The sequence below is a fragment of the Seohaeicola nanhaiensis genome, assembly GCF_042654245.1.
Taxonomy (GTDB): domain Bacteria; phylum Pseudomonadota; class Alphaproteobacteria; order Rhodobacterales; family Rhodobacteraceae; genus Seohaeicola_A; species Seohaeicola_A nanhaiensis.
On sequence record NZ_JBHSGI010000005.1, the window covers coordinates 249530 to 265495 of the forward strand.

The following is a 15966-nucleotide window of genomic DNA, read 5'->3' on the forward strand; positions in this document are numbered from 1 at the left end:
TTTCTGCACCTGCATTGCCATCTCCCGGTCTTTCCGCTGCATGCCAGCATGATGGGGACCACAGAGATGCCAGCCACTCCGGCCGATATCGCCACCGACAAGAACGCGCTCGATACGAACGCAACCGCCCTGATCGGCACCATCAGCCGACCCGACACCCGCATCGCGCTGATCCGCCAGCCCTCGGGCCGCATCGCCCGCCTGACGCTCGGCGACCGCCTCGGCGGCGCCACCGTCACCGCCATCGGCGAGGGCGAGCTGCACCTGACCCGCGCCAACGGCGAAACCAGCAAGCTCACCCTGCCGCGCGGCTGAAGCCTCACCCCCGGGCTGCTTCTCTTTCCAAATACTCAAGGCCCCGCATCGCCGCCGCCGCGCCCCCGCGGCAGCCGTGCCCATCGCGGCGAAACAACCGCTTGACCTTGCGCCTATTCCCCCCCAAACGCTGCTGCCATGACCCAACTCGCCCTGATCACCGGCGCCTCGCGCGGCCTCGGCGCGGCGCTGGCCCAAGCGCTCGCGCCCACCCACCACATCGTGGCCGTCGCCCGCACCACGGGCGCGCTGGAAGAACTTGACGACCGCATCCAGGCCGCCGGCGGCAGCGCCACCCTCGCCGTGATGGACATCACCGAGGCCGGCGCGATGCAGACCCTCTGCCGGTCGATCCACGACCGCTGGGGCGCGCTGCACCTCTGGGCCCATACCGCGATCCACGCCGCCCCCCTCAGCCCCGCGCCCCATGTCGACATCAAGGACTGGGAGCGCTCGGTCGCCATCAACGCCACCGCCACCGCGCGGCTGATCCCCTATGTCGCCCCGCTGCTCGGCCGTGACGGCCACGCCGTCTTCTTCGACGACCCGCGCGGCGGAGACCGCTTCTTCGGCGCCTATGGCGCCACGAAGGCGGCCCAGATCGCGCTGGCCCGCAGCTGGCAGGCCGAAAGCACCCGCACCGGCCCGCATGTCCACGTCCTGACCCCCGCGCCGATGCCCACCGCCCTGCGCGCCCGCTTCTACCCCGGCGAGGACCGCGCCCCGCTCAGCGATCCCCAGTCCGAGGCCGCCCGCCTGCTGGCTCAGCTGAACCTCAATATCTAGCGCACCCGGCTTGCCCTATAGGCTCCCCTAGCCTATCAAGGGCACAAAACGGGGCCTTCGACACATGCGCATTCTCATCACCAACGACGACGGGATCGCCGCGCCCGGCCTCGAGGTCATGACCGCCATCGCGACCGAGCTCGCCGGACCCTCGGGCGAGGTCTGGACCGTCGCCCCCGCCTTCGAACAATCCGGCGTCGCCCACTGCATCAGCTACACCCACCCCATGCTGATCGCCCAGCTGGGAGAGCGCCGCTACGCCGCCGAAGGCTCGCCCGCCGACTGCGTGCTGGCCGGGCTGCATGACGTCATGGTCAAATGCCCGCCCGATCTGGTGCTCTCCGGCGTGAACCGCGGCAACAACTCGGCCGAAAACGCGCTCTATTCCGGTACCATCGGCGGCGCGATGGAGGCGGCGCTGCAGGGCCTGCCCGCTTTCGCCCTCTCGCAATACATGGGTCCGGCCAATTTCGCCGACGACAACCCCTTCGACGCGGCGGCGGTCCACGGCGCCGAGGTCATCCGCAAGGTGCTGGCAGCCATGCCGGCGCGGACCGAGGACTACCGCCTCTTCTACAACGTCAACTTCCCGCCGGTCCCCGCCGCCGGGGTCAAGGGCGTGCGCGTCGTCCGTCAGGGCTTCCGCCGCGGCACCAGCTTCGGCGTCGAACCCCATGCCTCCCCCTCGGGCAAGCGCTTCCTCTGGATCAAGGGCGGCGAACAGCATGTGCCCACCGACCCCGGCACCGATGCCCACGCCAACCTGCACGGCTTCATTTCGGTCACCCCGATGCGCGCCGATCTCACCGCTCACGACGCGCTCGACGCTCTCCGGACGATAGAATGAACGGCCCGGACGCCGAAACCAGGATGCAATTCCTCTACGCGCTCCGCTCGCGCGGCGTCACCGACAAGCGGGTCCTCTCCGCGATGGAGAGCATCGACCGCGGCCTCTTCATCACCGGCCTCTTCGCCGAACGCGCCTACGAGGACACGCCGCTGCCCATCGCCTGCGGCCAAACCATCAGCCAGCCTTCGGTCGTCGGTCTGATGACCCAGGCGCTCCAGGTCAGCCCCCGCGACAAGGTGCTCGAGGTCGGGACCGGCTCGGGCTACCAGGCCGCGATCCTCTCGCGCCTCGCCCGCCGCGTCTACACGCTCGACCGCCACGCCCGGCTGGTGCGCGAGGCCCAGGTGGTCTTCGACACGCTCAAACTGGTGAATATCACCGCCATGACCGCCGATGGCTCCTTCGGATTGCCCGAACAGGCCCCCTTCGACCGTATTCTGGTGACCGCCGCGGCCGAAGACCCCCCCGGCCCCCTATTGGCGCAACTGAAAATCGGCGGTATCATGGTGGTACCGGTCGGACAGGCCGAAACCGTCCAGACGCTGATCCGCGTGCACCGCACCGACAGCGGCTATGACTATGACGAGATCAGGCCGGTCCGTTTCGTCCCCTTGCTGGAAGGCATCGGGAAAGATGGCTGAGCCCGGGCCCGGGTCCGGCCGAACCGCTACTCTCCGGCGAAACAGGGGAGAGCGCATTGAGGATGACGAGATGGGACTTTCGAAATCGACCTCTGCCGCCCGCCTGCTGGCCGGCGTCGCCGCCCTGGCGCTGCTCGCCGCCTGTGACGAACCGCTCGACTTCGACATGCGCGGCAAGGTCGGCGCCTTCTCCACCGCTCCGGCGGCGCAAGAGGCCGCGGGCCACCGCCCGACGCCCGACGCGCGCGGCATCCTGGCCTATCCGAACTACCAGGTCGCCCTCGCCCGGCGGGGCGACACCGTCGCCTCGGTTGCCGGCCGCATCGGCCTGCCCGCCTCCGAACTTGCCACATACAACGGCCTGAATCCCACGGACGCCCTGCGCGAGGGCGAAGTTCTGGCCCTTCCGCGCCGCGTCGCCGAACCTTCGGCCGCCACCGGCGCGCTGGACATCTCCGCCATCGCCGGCAGCGCCATCGACGCCTCGCCCAACACCACGCCGGCCCCCGCCGCCGTCTCCACCACCAGCCTGCCGCCCGCCAGCGCCGCGCCGTCGCGGCCCGACAGCTCGGAACCGGTGCGCCACAAGGTCGTGCGCGGCGAAACCGCCTATACCGTGGCGCGGCTTTATCAGGTCTCGGTCACCGATCTGGCCGACTGGAACGGCCTCGGCCCCGATTTCTCGATCCGCGAGGGCCAGTATCTGCTGATCCCGGTCAAGGGCGCCGCCGCGCCGGCGAAACCTGCGCCGATCCTGGTGCCCAAACCAGGCGTCGGCAGCACCACGCCGGTGCCCCCCAGCGCCGCCAAGCCACTGCCCGACGAGAAGGTGAGCGCCAAGCCGCCCGCCGCCCCCGCCGTCTCGGTGGGCGAGCCCACCCGCTCGGCGGCGATGGCCTATCCGGTCAACGGCAAGATCATCCGCACCTATACCAAGGGCAAGAACGACGGCATCGACATCGCCGCCGCGCCCGGCACAGCGGTGACAGCCGCCGCGGCGGGCACCGTGCGCGCGATTACCGCCAGCGCCGACAAGGTCGCCATCGTGGTGATCCAGCACCCCGACAACCTGCTGACCGTCTATGCCAACGTGGACGGCATCGCGGTCAAGAAGGGCGATACGGTCAAGCGCGGCCAGAAACTCGCCCAGCTGCGCGCGGGCGAGAACGCCTATGTCCACTTCGAGGTCCGCAAGGGCTTCGACAGCCAGGATCCGACCCCCTACCTCGAATGACCGCGCCCGGGGGCCGGCGCTGGAGTCGCGCCTGCGGCGCGGGCCTCCGGCGGGGATATTTATAGCAAGAGGAAGCAGCAGGCCCGCTTTCGGCAGAGGCCCCCGTCGCGCGCCGCCCGGCTCAGGCTCAGGCCGCGCCGTCCAGCCGCACCCCGTGCCGGCCGGCCAGGTCGGTGAAGAACTGCCAGGCCACCCGGCCCGACCGCGCCCCGCGCGTCGCCTGCCATTCGATCGCCTCGGCGCGCAGCGTGTCGGGGTCGGTCTCCACACCGTAGGCCGCGCAATAGCGCCCGATCATGGAAAGGTAGTCGTCCTGCGTGCAGGGATGGAACCCCAGCCACAGCCCGAAGCGGTCGGAGAGCGAGACCTTCTCCTCCACCGCCTCGCTGGGCGAGATCGCGGTCGAGCGTTCGTTCTCGATCATGTCGCGCGGCATCAGGTGGCGCCGGTTCGAGGTGGCGTACAGAACCACATTCTCGGGCCGCCCCTCGATGCCGCCGTCCAGCACCGCCTTCAGGCTCTTGTAATGCTGGTCGTCATGGGAAAACGACAGGTCGTCGCAGAACAGCAGGAACCGGTGCGGCGCGCCGCGCAGATGCGCCAGCAGCCGTCCGACCGAGGGCAAATCCTCGCGCTGCAGCTCGATCAGCTTCAGATCCGCATGTTCCGCCTGAACTTCGGCATGGATCGCCTTGACCAGGCTCGATTTCCCCATCCCGCGCGAACCCCAGAGCAGCGCGTTGTTGGCCCCATACCCCGCCGCGAAGCGCCGGGTGTTCTCCAGCAGCGTGTCGCGGGCCCGGTCGATGCCCACCAGCAGGCCCAACCCCACGCGGTTCACCCGCGCCACCGGCTCCAGCCGGTCGGGGCCGACATGCCAGACAAAGGCCGGCGCCACCGCAAAGTCAGGGGCCGGAAGCGGCGCCGGAGCCAGCCGCTCCAGCGCCGCCGCGATACGTTCCATCGGGTCGGTCATGGTTTTCCGTCTTCGTCGAATTCTTTCATCAGCGGGTCGTCGTCTTCTTCCTCGGGATCGTCGAACAGGCTCTCGTCCTCGCCGATCACACCCTCGGCCCGCGCTTCCTCGTCCTTCTTCTTCTCGACCCATTGCACCAGGAAGATCGAAATCTCGTAGAGGCCATAGACCACCGCGAACAGGATCACCTGCGTCGTCACATCCGGGGGCGTCACCAGCGCGGCCACCACCAGGATGCCGACGATGGCGTATTTCCGCACCCCCCTCAGCCCCTTGGACGAGGCCAGCCCCGCCTTGCCCATCAGCGTCAGCAGCACCGGCAGCTGAAAGCACAGGCCGAAGGCGACGATGAACTTCAGCGTCAGGTCCAGCGATTCGTTCACCTTCCCGAAGAAGGTGATCTTCACCCCATGGCTCGCCGCATCCGCGGCCACCGGCACCGCATCCGCCGCCCCCGCCAGCCGCGCCAGCGTCCCGCTCAGCAGCGAGGGGAAGTCGACGAAGCCCAGGAAAAACTGCATCGCCAGCGGCGTCACCACGAACTGGGCAAAGGAGGCGCCCAGCAGGAACATCGCCGGCGAGGCGATCAGGAAGGGCAGAAAGGCGTTCTTCTCGGTCCGGTACAGCCCCGGCGCCACGAAGCGCCACAGCTGATACGAGATCACCGGAAAGGCCAGCACAAAGCCGAAGACCATCGAGATCCGGAACAGCGTGAACAGATATTCCTGCGGCGAGGTATACTGCATCGTCGGCGAGGGATCCCCCAGCGCGCGCAGCGTCTGCTCGATCGGCTCCAGCAGGAACTGCAGGATCGGCTCGGCCACCACGAAGGCCACGACGATGCCCGCCACAAAGGCCAGAACGGCCCAGATGATCCGGGTCCGCAGCTCGGCCAGATGTTCGATCAGCGGCGCGGCGCTGTCGTCTATGTCGTTCTCGGCGCCTGCGCTCATGGTTTGGTCTCGGGGGTCTTGGTCAGCTCGGCCTCCATCTCGTCGGCCTTCTTCAGCGCCTCGGCGGCCTCGCGCGCCTTGCGTTCCGCCGCGGCACGGGCGGTCGCCGCCTGTATCTTCTTGGCCGATTCGGCCCGCTCGGCCGCCAGCTTGCCGGTCTCGCTGTTCGGATCGGGCTTGGGCTTGTCGAACTTGGTCGGGTCCAGGCTCTTGCTCATGTCGCGCGCCGCGTCCCGCACGCCGTCCAGCGCCGACCCCAGCGGGTTGGTCGCCGTCTTCAGCGTCCGCGTCACGTCCTTCACGCCCGCCTCATCGGCGGCGTCGTGCATCGCGCGGGTGAACTCCCGCGCCATGCCCTTGGCCCGGCCGACAAACAGTCCGACGTTGCGGAACAGCACCGGAAGATCCTTCGGCCCCACCACGATCAGCGCCACGATGCCGATCAGCAGCAGTTCGCCCCACCCGAGATCCAGCATCTGGGATCAGACCTTGTCCTTGTCCGCCTGCGGCGTCACGTCCCGGGCGGCAACGGGCTCGTCCTCCAGCTCCTTGGTCGAATCGCTCACGCCCTTCTTGAAGGCGGTGATGCCCTTGCCGACCTCGCCCATCAGCGAGCTGATCTTGCCGCGCCCGAACAGCACCAGCACAACGACCGCAATCAGCAGAAGGCCCGGAAGGCCGATATTGTTCAGCATGTCATTCTCCTCGTCAGAGTGCGCCGCGCCGGTTGCGGCACGGTCGAATTGCGACTCCCTCTTACGCAAGCGCCGGGGCGGCGAAAAGGGAACGGCCCCGCCGCGCGGGCCGCAGGGCGCGCGATTTTGCACCCCAAACGGTGGACGCAGGCAAAACTGACATGTTTTTGTCAGTTGCACTCGACCTTTTCCGCCCGACATGGCACCCTGCGGCGCATGTCCCGCGCCGATCGCCTCTTTCAGCTGCACGCCGCCCTGCGCGATGGCGCGCTGCACACCGCCGGCGACCTCGCCCGCCGGCTTGGCGTGGCGCAGCGCACGATTTACCGCGACATGGCCGCGCTCGCCGCCTCGGGTGTGCCGGTGACCGGCACCCGCGGCACCGGCTACCGCCTCGCGCCCATGGTCGCCCTGCCGCCGCTGCTGCTGACCCAGGCCGAGGCCGAGGCGCTCAGCCTCGGTATCCTGATCGTCGCCGAAACCACCGACCCCGAACTGCACGCCGCCGCCACCGCGCTGGCAGCCAAGCTCGACGCCGCCCTGCCCGAAGACGCGCCTGCGCCCGCCTGGCTGACCGCCCACCGCGCCGGGGCCAGCGCCGCGCGCGGCTTCTCCCATATCCCGGTGCTGCGCGGCGCCATCCGCAGCCGCCAGAAACTGCGCCTCGACCTGGACGAGGAAACCCTCGTCGTGCGCCCGCTCGGCCTGGAAAACTGGTCGCGTCTCTGGGTACTGACGGCCTGGAGCGAGACCTCGGCGGGCTTCATCCGCCTGCGCATCGACCTGATCCGGGGCGCCACCGCCCTGCCCGAACTCTTCGTCGACGAACCCGGCAAACGCCTCGCCGACGCGCCGCCCTAGCCCCGGCTTGCCGGAAAGACGAAACAGCGCGACCGCGGGATCGTCAGCCACATCACCTTGCCGGCAGCGGGCAGGAACACGTTCGGCACGGTCGCCTTCACCAACGATCCGTCGTGCTCCATCCGGAACTCGACCAGCGACTCATGCCCCAGGAACCGCGCCCGCACCACCACGCCGCGCGCCGCAACGCCGTCGGATGGCGTCGGCAAAGGCCCCGATCCCTGCCGGTCAAAGTCGATCCGCACATGCTGCGGGCGAAACACGATATCCACATCGGTCCCGTCCGCCACCCCCGGCGCCAGGAACCGGCCAAAGGCAGTATTGGCCAGCGCTCCGTTAACTGTGGCCCGCACCACATTGGCATCGCTGAAGAAAGACACCGTCGCGCGGTCCACCGGCCGGGTATAGACGTTATAGGGCGCGCCCTGCTGCACGATCTTTCCGTTGCGCATCAGCGCGATCTCGTCGCCCATCCGCATCGCTTCTTCCGGTTCGTGCGTGACCAGCAGAACGGCGGTATCCTCCTCCTTGAGCAGCGTCAGCGTCTGATCGCGGATCCCGTCGCGCAGCCGGTTGTCGAGCCCGCTGAAGGGTTCATCCATCAGCATGATGCGCGGCTGCGGCGCCAGCGCCCGCGCCAGCGCGACCCGCTGCTGTTCGCCCCCCGACAGTTGGTGCGGATAGCTCTCGGCATGGCGCGCCATGTCGACGCGCTCCAGCAGCTCGCCAACCCGCGCCCGCTTGTCCTCCTGGCTGCCGCTCAGTCCAAAGGCGACGTTCTTGGCCACCGTCAGATGCGGAAACAGCGCGAAGTCCTGGAACATCAGCCCGATGCCCCGCCGCTCGGGCGGCACCCGAAAGACGGTGTCGCAGACCAGTTGCCCATCGGCCCAGATTTCGCCCGAATCCTGCATCTCCACCCCGGCGATCATCCGCAGCGTGGTGGACTTGCCGCAGCCCGAGGGCCCCAGCAGGCAGGTGACCTGCCCCGGCATGATCGTCAGCGAGACGTCATCCACCACCCGCCGGCCCTCGAAGGCCCGCACGAGATTGCGGATTTCCAGCCTGGGTGTCTGGGTGACGGTCACGAGGCCTCGCAGATGTTCCCGATCAAAACCATCGGGCATGGGCCGAGCAGATAGCAACCCGTGCCCCGCTCCGCAAGGCTCAGGGCAACAGCTCGAACCCCGCCTCGGCGCGCAGCCTGCCATTCACCTGCACCGCGATCCGATGCGGCCCGGGATGCAGCCGGAAGGTTGTCGCATCGCCCTTCATCACATGCCGCTTGGCCATCACCAAAGGTGAGGATGTGCCAATAACGCCTTGTTTCAGCTTGAAGACCTTCGCCCTCTGCGTCCCGTCAGGCTTGGCGAAATACAGCACGTAATCCACCAGAACCGGCGTCCGCTTGGCGGTTTCGACCACACAATCGAATTCCAGCGCCTCGCCGACGCGCACCGCATCCCGGCGCAGCGTGACGTTGCACCGCATCTCGGCCGCGGCGTCATAGCCCAGCATCGCCAAGGCCCCCGGATGCCCCGCCTTGACCAGCCCGCGCAGTGCATGGGCGGTCATCCAGTCCAGCTCCTTGGCCGATTGCCGCCCCTCGGCCCGCCAGCCCTCCAGCCGCTCCACCACCAGGTCCGGAGACTTTTTCGCAATATCGTTCAGATGGTTGGCGACCGATCTTGTGACAAAACGCGAAGCGTCCCCATGCAGCGCATCCAGCAGCGGCAGCGCCGCCTCCAGGTCCAGCCCGATGCCCATGCCCCAGGGCAGCCTTGGCCGCGTGCCCTCGCTCACCAGCCGGCGCACGTGGTAATGCGGATGCCGCGCCCAGCCCTCCATCCGCGCCAGCACAAGATCGGGCCAGCGGTTCAGGAAGGGCCGGATCGCATATTCCATCGAAAACCGCTGCGTCAGCGCCTCGATCAGGTCGAGCGACAGCTCGGGATGCGCCTCCAGCCCCAGCGCCACCACCACCTCGCCCAGCGGCGCGATGATGAAATCGCCGAAATCATCATCCCGCAAATCCGGGTCCAGCGGCGGCGGCAGCGCCGCCAGCAGATGCGGCGCCGCCTCGGGCAGAGCGGCCGGCAGCCGCTCTGCCAGACAGGTGGCAATCCAGTCGATCCGCTGCTTCAGCTCCAGCTCCGGCAGCCGCGCCATCACGGCCGCCTCGAACTCGGCGCCGTCCAGCGCGGCGAACCGCCCCGCCAGCCAGCGCACCTTGTCGCGGTTGAACAGCTGATCCTTCAGCGAAAAGCCCGACGCCATGTCACATCGTCAGGTTCGTGGCGCCACCGTCCAGCAGCAGGTTCTGCCCGATGATGAACCCGGCGTGCTGCGAGCAGAGGAACGCGCAGGCCGCGCCGAATTCCGCCCGCGTGCCATAGCGCCGCGCCGGAATCGTCGACTCGCGCTGCGCCCGCGCCTCGTCCAGCGACATGTTCTGCGCCCGCGCCGCCCCGGTATCGAGCGAGATCGCCCGGTCGGTGTCATGGATCCCCGGCAGCAGGTTGTTCATCACCACTCCGCTCGGCGCCACCTGGCGCGAGGTGCCGGCGACATAGCCGGTCAGCCCGGTGCGCGCCGCGTTCGACAGCCCCAGCACCCCGATCGGCGCCCGCACCGACTGGCTGGTGATGTTGACCACCCGGCCCCAGCCGCGTTCCATCATCCCCGGCACCAGCGCCTTGATCAGCGCGATGGGCGTCAGCATGTTGGCATCCAGCGCCTTGATGAAATCCTCGCGCTCCCAGTCGCTCCACATGCCCGGGGGCGGGCCGCCGGCGTTGTTCACCAGAATGTCCACCTCGCCCGCCGCCGCGATCACCTTCGCCTGCCCCTCGGGCGTGGTCACGTCGCAGGCCACCGTCTCGACACTCACGCCGAACCGCTCGCGAATCGCCGCGGCCGAGGCCTCCAGCGCCTCCGCCCCCCGGGCGTTCATCACCAGGTTCACCCCCTCGGCGGCCAGCGCCTCGGCGCATCCCAGCCCCAGCCCCTTGCTCGAGGCGCAGACCAACGCCCGCTTGCCAGCGATTCCCAAATCCATGTATCGTCTCCCAAAATTCAGATCCGGCGGCGCGGTCCCCCGCGAAGGATTTGACCGATCCCCGCCACATTCCTAGGTTAAAGTGTCAGCGAACCGGCGCAAGCCGCTGCTTTCCGGTTTCAGGTCAGGGGCATGAACCAGCCAGCCACGGAACGCCAGATCCAGAATGTCCTCGCGCTGGCCGCGGGCGATATCCGCGTGACCACCGGCGTGAACCAGGGCGACGCGCTCTCGATTCTCGACGAGATCGAGGTCGACGACATCTACCACCTCGCCGACGACGCCCCGCTCCGCCGCCTCGCGCTCGACATCCCGGCGCAGGGCGGTATCCGCATCGCGCCCGGCACCGAGGCCGGCCAGCCCGGCGCGGCGCTGCATCTGGACGGCGCGCTGGTGCTGATGGCGCCGGACGGGCGCACGCTCGACGCCATCGTGCTGGTCGAGGTCGACGCCGACAGCGCCATCGCCGCCATCTACCTGCTGCCGCTCGCCCGGCTGCATCCGCGCACCCCCTATCGCGTCATCTCGAAAGACCGCGACGAGCTGCGCCGCCGCTTTGCCCAGGCCGCCTGCGCCTCCTTCACCCGCGGCACCCGCATCACACTGGCCTCCGGCGCACAGGTCCCCATCGAGGATCTGCGCCCCGGCGACCGCGTGCTCACCCGCGACGACGGCGCCCAGGCGGTGCGCTGGATCGGCCAGACCACCCTGCGCGCCACCGGCGAATTCGCCCCGGTAAGGATCCGCGCCGGCGCACTCAACAACGCCGCCGACCTGATCGTCAGCCCCAGCCACCGGCTTTTCGTCTATCAGCGCACCGACCGCATCGGCGCCGGCCGGGCCGAACTGCTGGTCCAGGCCCGCCATCTGGTCAACGGCGACAGCGTCATCCGCATGGACGGCGGGTTCGTCGACTACGTCCAGCTGATCTTCGACCGTCACCACATCGTCTATGCCGAGGGTATCGCCGCCGAATCCACACTGATCGAGCCGCGCACCCTGCCCGCCCTCCCGGCCGAGCTGCTGGCCGGCCATCGCGCCCGCCGCACCCACGGGCTGGACGTACAGCAGTCGCTGCTCGACCGGCCCGATGCCATCGACCTGCTGCGCCGCGCCTCGACCAGCTAGTAGAAGAACTCCTCGCGCACGATCCTGCCGTCCTTCACGTGATAGACGCCCACCTCGGTCATGGCGAAGGCCTCGCCGCTCTGCTTGTTGCGCCCCTGCATGTCGAAGATCACGGCAAAGCGGTCGTCTCCATGCAGCATCGGGTCGCTGATCGTGCCGCCCGTCACCTCGTGGTTGGCATCCCACCAGGCATGTTTGCCCTTGATCGCCTCCAGCCCCTGCGCCGCGCGGTCCATGCCGGGCATCGCCTGCGCCTCCACCGACACGGCGTCGCCGGAATACAGCTTGTCCAGATTGGCCACCGCGCGGTTTTCACGGCACCCGGCCACCAGTTCGGCCGCAATCGCCTTCAGATCCATGACACTCTCCCAGGTCAGATGTTCTTGTTATGTTCTAATCTACTCCTCGCGCCGATTCGGGGAAAGCGATTTCTCGCGCGCCGCCTGCCGCGCCTCATGCGCCTCTTCCGACTGTTTCAGCATCTCGCGCGCGGCAATCACGAACTGCGGCATCTCGTTGCCCTGAAAGTGGCTGACGATCTCGCCCGACAGCAGCGCCGTCCAATAGACCCGCAGCACCATGTTGATCCGCGCGCCATAGCCCGGCCCCAGCTTGCGGAACCACCGCAGCATGTCCGCATCCAGCCGGATCGTCACCCGCTCCTTCTTCGGCTCGATCGGATGCCAGTGATCCAGCGCGTTCCAGTCTTTCGGCAGGCTCTTGTCGATCCACTCCAGCCGCAGCTTCATCTGCAGCGCATCCAGCTTCTGCATCAGCTCGTTTGCCTTGTCCGCACTGGCCATGGCGGTCTCCTCAAGATTGGTAAACGCCCACCCATCCTGAGACCAAAAGGTTAAGGCGGCCCAAGCTGCACGTCCGGTGCACAGGCGCTGCATGGCGCGTGCACGGATACCGCCCCCTCGATATTGCGCCGCCGCCATTCCTTGCCTATACGCGCGCTCATGCTCGACGCCCTTGAAAACCGCACCGCCCTGCCGCCCGAAATCGCGCGCCGGCGGACCTTTGCCATCATCTCGCACCCGGATGCCGGCAAGACGACGCTCACCGAAAAGTTCCTGCTGTTCGGCGGTGCGATCCAGATGGCCGGACAAGTCCGCGCCAAGGGCGAGGCGCGGCGCACCCGCTCGGACTTCATGCAGATGGAGAAAGACCGCGGTATCTCGGTCTCGGCCTCGGCAATGTCGTTCGATTACAAGCAGTTCCGCTTCAATCTTGTCGACACGCCCGGCCACTCCGACTTCTCGGAGGATACCTATCGCACCCTCACCGCGGTGGATGCCGCAATCATGGTCATCGACGGCGCCAAGGGCGTGGAAAGCCAGACCCGCAAGCTGTTCGAGGTCTGCCGCCTGCGCGACCTGCCGATCCTGACCTTCTGTAACAAGATGGACCGGGAAAGCCGCGATACCTTTGAGATCATAGACGAAATCCAGGAAAACCTGGCCATCGACGTGACGCCCGCCAGCTGGCCCATCGGCACGGGCCGCGACTTCATCGGCTGCTACGACATCCTGCGCGACCGGCTCGAGCTGATCGACCGCGCCGACCGTAACCGCGTCGCGGAAAGTATAGAAATCAATGGACTTTCCGACCCCAAGCTGAAACAGCACGTGCCCGCCGCGCTGCTGGAAAAGCTGCAGGAAGAGCTTGAGATGGCGCGCGAACTGCTGCCGCCGCTCGACCCGAAGGCGCTGCTCGAAGGCACGCTGACCCCGATCTGGTTCGGCTCTGCGATCAACTCCTTCGGCGTGCGCGAACTGATGGACGGCATCGCCACCTACGGCCCCGTGCCGCAGATACAGAAGGCCCAGCCGCGCGAAATTCTGCCCGAGGAACCAAAGGTTTCCGGCTTTGTCTTCAAGGTCCAGGCGAACATGGACCCCAAGCACCGCGACCGCGTCGCCTTTGTCCGCCTCGCCTCGGGCCATTTCGAACGCGGGATGAAGTTGCTGCACGTGCGCTCGAAAAAGCCGATGACCATCACCAACCCTGTGATGTTCCTCGCCGCCGACCGCGAGCTTGCCGAAGAGGCCTGGGCCGGCGACATCATCGGCATTCCGAACCACGGTCAGCTGCGGATTGGCGATACGTTAACCGAAGGGGAAGAATTGCGTGTTACAGGTATCCCCTCCTTCGCGCCCGAACTGCTGCAAACCGCCCGCGCCGGCGACCCGCTGAAGGCCAAGCACCTGGAAAAGGCGCTGATGCAATTCGCCGAGGAAGGCGCGGCCAAGGTCTTCAAGCCCGACATCGGCTCGGGCTTCATCGTCGGCGTGGTCGGCGCGCTTCAGTTCGAGGTGCTGGCCAGCCGGATCGAACTCGAATACGGCCTCCCCGTCCGGTTCGAGCCGTCACAATTCACCTCGGCCCGCTGGGTCTCGGGCGACCGCCTCGCGGTCGAGAAATTCGTCAACGCCAACAAACAGCACATCGCCCACGACAACGACGGCGACATCGTCTACCTCACCCGCCTCCAGTGGGACATCGACCGCGTGGTGCGCGACTACCCCGACGTCAAACTCACCGCCACCAAGGAAATGATGGTGTGATCGACGGCCTGCCCGATCTGGACGATGGTGTCTATCCGGGCGGGTTCTATTCGCTTGTCGACCGGTTCGAACGCAAGCAGGTGATCCTGACCGGCGCGGCCGACATCCTGCCGCCCGCCGACACCGACCTTGCCGCCCTGTGGACCCGCACCGTTCCGGACCTGACGGTTGAAGAAGACGCGGCCCCGCGCTTTTCGGCGCAGCGCAAGTCCCTGCAACTGCAAAAGCTTTTCGTGGGCGCCCCCGAAATCCACCTGCTCCACGCGCTCCTGATCGCGATCCTGCGCCGCCGCGATCCGCCCCCGGCCGCGCCCGCGCTGTTCTTCCGTCTCTGGCGCGAAGAGGGCGAAAAGCTGGCCGCCACCTTGCCCGTCCGCTGGCTGATCTCGGCCGCCACGACCTTTGCCGACATCGGTCAGACCGGCGGCCAGCGCGCCTGCGGCATGGGGCTGTCGGTGCTCTACGACATGATCAAGCTGCACGAGAGCGAGCGGCGCTACTCCGGCCAGCCCGCCGACACGCCCTTTCCCCGCCGCCGCGGCCAGCGCATCCGGACCATCGCCTTCGATCTCGACCCCTACTCGCTCGAAAAGGGAGATCTGGACCGCAACCTCCTGTCCCGTCTGTGGAAACTGTGCGAGGACGACGCCACGATCCGGCCTCTCGGCATCCGCATGCTGCGCCTCGTGACCCAGGATCGGCGCACCGTATTCGCCCGGATGCAGGAACTCAAACGCCGCGACGCCGCGCGCCGCAGGGCCGAGGGGCAACCGGAAGCGCCCGAGGACAGCGACGAATGACCGGGCCGAGGTGGGGTCTGGTGGCGACCGTCAAGGCGCCGCTCACCGACATCCTCGCCTTTGCCGCGTATCACCTCGATCTCGGCGCCCACCGGCTCTACATCTACCTCGACGACCCGCACCCGCAGGCCTTCGCCGCGCTCAAGGCCCATCCCAAGGTCCGCGTGACGCTCTGCGATGACGCCTATTGGGCCAGAACCGGCAAAACGCGTCCCGCGAAACACCAGGTCCGGCAATGCGTAAACGCCACCCACGCCTACGCCCGCCGGGTCGAGGTCGACTGGCTGGCCCATATCGACGTGGACGAGTTCCTGTGGCCGCAAACCCCGCCTCTGGCCGATCTCCTCGCCGCGCTGCCCTCCGACACCCTCGCCGCCCGCGTCCGCCCCATCGAGGCGCTGGCCGGCGGCGACGGCACCGCCTTCAAGGCCTTCCTGCCCTCCGACACCCGCCGGCATCTTGTGGAAGACCTCTACCCGACCTTCGGCCGTCACATCCGTGGCGGCTTCCTCAGCCACGTCGCGGGCAAGCTCCTGATGCGCACCGGCCTCGCGGGGGTCGAGCTGCGCATCCACAACGCGATGCAGGACGGCGCCCAGATCGCCAGCACCGAACTCGCCTCGGTCGACCTCTGCCACCTGCATGCCAAACCATGGGAAGAGTGGCGCGCAACCTATCGCTATCGCCTCGAAAAAGGTTCCTACCGCGCCGAACTCCCTCCCGCCATCCCGCGCAACGACGGCGGGATGAACCTGCACGACCTTTTGACCTATCTCGAACAGACCGAAGGCGAGAAAGGCCTGCGCGCCTTTTTCGACGAAGTCTGCGCCGACACGCCCGCCCTGCGCGCCCGGCTCGACTCGCGCGGTCTGCTGCGCCAGCGCGACCTTTCGCTCGATTCGAAAATCCAGAGACATTTCCCGGACTTCCGCTGAATTGTTCAGACAACCGATAAAAATAGCGCAAAACTCGCTGCATTGCAGAGGGAGTTTGACCCTGACGCCGCTTTTTGCTATGGGCACGCTCACCAGCCGACATGTGCAATCAGCACAGGGCCATCCGGGCCCGGCCTGGACCATACGTGCGGGCCGAACAGTGT

At 67.8% G+C, this 15966-nt stretch carries 19 protein-coding genes; 10 read left to right on the forward strand and 9 right to left on the reverse strand.

Annotation, left to right across the window (positions count from 1 at the left end):
- Nucleotides 1–66 precede the first annotated feature (66 nt).
- The 5 genes from ACFO5X_RS08560 (at nt 67) to ACFO5X_RS08580 (ending at nt 3826) form a co-directional block, all read left to right on the forward strand.
- Nucleotides 67–315 carry a pilus assembly protein PilZ gene (locus tag ACFO5X_RS08560; protein WP_380716912.1) on the forward strand — a complete coding sequence of 83 codons (249 nt, stop codon included), beginning with the start codon at nt 67–69 and terminating at the stop codon, nt 313–315.
- Between the two features lie 138 nt (nt 316–453).
- A complete protein-coding gene (locus tag ACFO5X_RS08565) occupies nt 454–1101 on the forward strand; it encodes an SDR family NAD(P)-dependent oxidoreductase (protein ID WP_380716914.1) in 648 nt (215 codons plus the stop codon).
- Between the two features lie 64 nt (nt 1102–1165).
- Nucleotides 1166–1948, forward strand: a complete 783-nt coding sequence (gene surE / locus ACFO5X_RS08570; protein WP_380716916.1) for a 5'/3'-nucleotidase SurE — start codon at nt 1166–1168, stop codon at nt 1946–1948.
- Nucleotides 1945–2592, forward strand: coding sequence for a protein-L-isoaspartate(D-aspartate) O-methyltransferase (locus ACFO5X_RS08575; RefSeq protein WP_380716920.1), 648 nt, complete (start codon nt 1945–1947; stop codon nt 2590–2592). Before surE ends, ACFO5X_RS08575 begins: the two co-directional genes overlap by 4 nt.
- Before the next feature lie 70 nt (nt 2593–2662).
- On the forward strand, nt 2663–3826 hold the full coding sequence (locus ACFO5X_RS08580; RefSeq protein WP_380716923.1) for a peptidoglycan DD-metalloendopeptidase family protein: 1164 nt from the start codon (nt 2663–2665) through the stop codon (nt 3824–3826).
- 127 nt (nt 3827–3953) lie between these two features.
- Here ACFO5X_RS08580 and ACFO5X_RS08585 read toward each other — a convergent pair whose 3' ends face one another.
- The 4 genes from ACFO5X_RS08585 to ACFO5X_RS08600 are packed head-to-tail and all read right to left on the reverse strand — an operon-like array spanning nt 3954 to nt 6450.
- Complete coding sequence (locus tag ACFO5X_RS08585; protein WP_380716925.1) at nt 3954–4802, reverse strand: ATP-binding protein; 849 nt, start codon at nt 4800–4802, stop codon at nt 3954–3956.
- The gene (tatC, locus tag ACFO5X_RS08590) at nt 4799–5755 is read right to left on the reverse strand and encodes a twin-arginine translocase subunit TatC (protein ID WP_380716927.1); all 957 of its coding nucleotides are present in this window, start codon (nt 5753–5755) and stop codon (nt 4799–4801) included. Before tatC ends, ACFO5X_RS08585 begins: the two co-directional genes overlap by 4 nt.
- Nucleotides 5752–6231, reverse strand: coding sequence for a Sec-independent protein translocase protein TatB (tatB, locus tag ACFO5X_RS08595; protein WP_380716929.1), 480 nt, complete (start codon nt 6229–6231; stop codon nt 5752–5754). Before tatB ends, tatC begins: the two co-directional genes overlap by 4 nt.
- A 6-nt stretch (nt 6232–6237) precedes the next feature.
- On the reverse strand, nt 6238–6450 hold the full coding sequence (locus ACFO5X_RS08600) for a twin-arginine translocase TatA/TatE family subunit (protein ID WP_380716931.1): 213 nt from the start codon (nt 6448–6450) through the stop codon (nt 6238–6240).
- Nucleotides 6451–6666: 216 nt separating this feature from the next.
- Here ACFO5X_RS08600 and ACFO5X_RS08605 point away from each other — a divergent pair, with 216 nt between their 5' ends.
- The gene (locus tag ACFO5X_RS08605; protein ID WP_380716932.1) at nt 6667–7311 is read left to right on the forward strand and encodes a helix-turn-helix transcriptional regulator; all 645 of its coding nucleotides are present in this window, start codon (nt 6667–6669) and stop codon (nt 7309–7311) included.
- Here ACFO5X_RS08605 and ACFO5X_RS08610 read toward each other — a convergent pair.
- Genes ACFO5X_RS08610 through ACFO5X_RS08620 form a run of 3 tightly spaced genes read right to left on the reverse strand, consistent with a single transcriptional unit; the run spans nt 7308 to nt 10369 of the window.
- Nucleotides 7308–8438 carry an ABC transporter ATP-binding protein gene (locus ACFO5X_RS08610; protein WP_380716933.1) on the reverse strand — a complete coding sequence of 377 codons (1131 nt, stop codon included), beginning with the start codon at nt 8436–8438 and terminating at the stop codon, nt 7308–7310. The genes ACFO5X_RS08605 and ACFO5X_RS08610 overlap by 4 nt on opposite strands.
- A 40-nt stretch (nt 8439–8478) precedes the next feature.
- A complete protein-coding gene (locus ACFO5X_RS08615; RefSeq protein WP_380716934.1) occupies nt 8479–9588 on the reverse strand; it encodes a hypothetical protein in 1110 nt (369 codons plus the stop codon).
- A gap of 1 nt (nt 9589) precedes the next feature.
- Nucleotides 9590–10369 carry an SDR family oxidoreductase gene (locus tag ACFO5X_RS08620; protein WP_380716935.1) on the reverse strand — a complete coding sequence of 260 codons (780 nt, stop codon included), beginning with the start codon at nt 10367–10369 and terminating at the stop codon, nt 9590–9592.
- Nucleotides 10370–10501: 132 nt separating this feature from the next.
- Between ACFO5X_RS08620 and ACFO5X_RS08625 the strand changes: the two genes are divergently transcribed.
- Entirely contained in the window at nt 10502–11497 is a 996-nt protein-coding gene (locus ACFO5X_RS08625) for a Hint domain-containing protein (RefSeq protein WP_380716936.1), read from the forward strand.
- On the opposite strand, the gene ACFO5X_RS08630 is transcribed toward ACFO5X_RS08625, so the two are convergent.
- Nucleotides 11494–11856, reverse strand: coding sequence for a SnoaL-like domain-containing protein (locus tag ACFO5X_RS08630; protein ID WP_380716937.1), 363 nt, complete (start codon nt 11854–11856; stop codon nt 11494–11496). The genes ACFO5X_RS08625 and ACFO5X_RS08630 overlap by 4 nt on opposite strands.
- A gap of 39 nt (nt 11857–11895) precedes the next feature.
- Complete coding sequence (locus tag ACFO5X_RS08635) at nt 11896–12300, reverse strand: BrnA antitoxin family protein (RefSeq protein WP_380716938.1); 405 nt, start codon at nt 12298–12300, stop codon at nt 11896–11898.
- Between the two features lie 159 nt (nt 12301–12459).
- Between ACFO5X_RS08635 and ACFO5X_RS08640 the strand changes: the two genes are divergently transcribed.
- The 3 genes from ACFO5X_RS08640 to ACFO5X_RS08650 are packed head-to-tail and all read left to right on the forward strand — an operon-like array spanning nt 12460 to nt 15802.
- Nucleotides 12460–14067: a peptide chain release factor 3 gene (locus ACFO5X_RS08640; RefSeq protein WP_380716939.1), complete on the forward strand. Its 1608-nt coding sequence runs from the start codon at nt 12460–12462 to the stop codon at nt 14065–14067.
- Entirely contained in the window at nt 14064–14867 is an 804-nt protein-coding gene (locus ACFO5X_RS08645; RefSeq protein ID WP_380716940.1) for a hypothetical protein, read from the forward strand. Before ACFO5X_RS08640 ends, ACFO5X_RS08645 begins: the two co-directional genes overlap by 4 nt.
- Entirely contained in the window at nt 14864–15802 is a 939-nt protein-coding gene (locus ACFO5X_RS08650) for a glycosyltransferase family 2 protein (RefSeq protein WP_380716941.1), read from the forward strand. The genes ACFO5X_RS08645 and ACFO5X_RS08650 overlap by 4 nt, the downstream gene beginning before the upstream one ends.
- Nucleotides 15803–15966: the final 164 nt, after the last annotated feature.